This window comes from Pelovirga sp. (assembly GCF_059864205.1).
In genome coordinates this window covers 1-1808 of record NZ_JCBCBS010000075.1, presented here as the reverse complement: position 1 = coordinate 1808, position 1808 = coordinate 1, and the positions used below count along the sequence as shown (strand labels likewise).

At 50.8% G+C, this 1808-nt stretch carries 1 protein-coding gene; it reads left to right on the top strand.

Features of this window, described 5'->3' with window-relative positions; translation table 11 throughout:
• Nucleotides 1-262 precede the first annotated feature (262 nt).
• A complete protein-coding gene (locus tag AC6F7T_RS04575) occupies nt 263-1792 on the top strand; it encodes an IS1634 family transposase (protein WP_500716817.1) in 1530 nt (509 codons plus the stop codon).
• The last annotated feature ends 16 nt before the right edge of the window (nt 1793-1808 follow it).

Here is a 1808-nt window from a genome sequence, read left to right as displayed (position 1 = left end):
TATTTACAATAACCAGATTTGCCCATCGAATTGCAAAAAATGCTGATTGTGTTCGGGATAAGGATCAAAGGAATATCGACAGCAGGGTGTCTGAAAAAAAGCGCAATACAGGAATACCCCGCCTGGATCGACAGACGGGGTATTCCTCCTGACTTCTGCCACTTTTAGCCGATTTTCAGAGTTTAAAAAATAAGTCTTTATATTTCAGCTAGTTGACTTTTTTCTGATTCTTGGATTTCCGCACTAATGGTATCTTTTCACCATGCGTGGGGATTTGACGATCAGAACAGTACGGACAAGCTCTGGTGCAACGGCCGTTCAGGTGGTACGCAATGAAGGAAAGAAGCGTATCATCGTCAAGCATATCGGCAGTGCCCACAGCAAGAACGAATGCCAACGGTTGGTGACGGAGGCTGAGATTTATACTGAGGCGCACTGCAGACAACCAAGCTTGTTTGCAAAAGAAGTGTCGCCTTCGCCGCAGCTGGATCTTACCCATACCAAGCTTGTTGGCGTCACGCACCTCTTTGCCCGCAACGCATTGCTTGCCTGTGCCCGGCGGTGCGCTCTGGGAGCCCTGCCAGAGCTTTATCTGGATCTGGCGCTGATGCGCATCATTGAGCCATCGTCCAAGCTGCGCACGTTGGAGCTTTTACAGTGTTATTTTAATGTCCGTTACGCCGAGCGGACGGTTTACCGTATGCTGCCAAAACTTCTGGATCATCAGGAGCAGATCGAGACAGCGGCTATAAAGACCGCACGTGACGATCTGAAAGAGTCCTTCAGCCTGGTGCTGTATGACGTGACCACGCTGTACTTCGAGTCCTTCAAGGAATACGACTTCCAGCACCCGGGGTTCTCCAAGGACAACAAGCCTCAGCAGCCACAAATCGTTATCGGCCTGATCACGACCCGTTCAGGTTTTCCTGTGATGCACGAGGTCTTCAAAGGCAATACGTTCGAGGGTCATACCATGCTGGCGATCGTCCGCCGGTTCCAACAGCGGGTTGGTGATGTCAAACCGGTGATTGTGGCCGATGCGGCCATGCTTTCCAAAGCCAACATGCAGCAATTGGAGGAAGAAGGTTACCACTATATTGTGGGAGCACGGCTGGCCAATGCCGCAGCCCGTTTCATCGACCTGATTCACAGTGAATTGCCTCGGGATGACAAGACCTTAAGGCGCTTTGACTATGACCACGTGGTCAAGCAAGCCGACATGGTGTGTGAGTTCTCCGAGGCACGCTACAGAAAAGATAAACGCGAGCTCGACAAACAGGTAAAACGTGCCCTTGCACTGCTTGAGCGTAACGAACCCGGGCGACGGGCCAAATTCGTCAAGAAGTCCGAAGAAAAAGACAAGCCGTTCATCTTCGATACAGAGCTACAGACCAAGGCGGAAAAGTTGTTGGGCATCAAGGGCTATGTGACCAATATCCCGGAAGAAGAACTGTCTAACGCCGAGATTGTCGCCTATTATCGGGATCTGTGGCATGTAGAGCAAGCGTTTCGCATAAGCAAATCAGACTTGCGCGCCAGACCAATTTATCATCACACGCAGGAGGCTATTCGAGCCCATGTGCTCATCTGCTTCATGGCGTTGATGATGGGCAAATATCTTGAGATCAAAACGGGTCGGTCATTACGTCAGATCCGCCAAGACCTGTGGCGGGTTCATGAGGCTCAGATCCGTGACGAGCGCACCGGTGAAACTTATGTGCTGCAAATGGATGCCGGCGAACTGGCAAGCAGTGAGCTGATGAAGCTATTAAATTCCGATTTTCCGCACTAATTGGCAGAACTCAGGA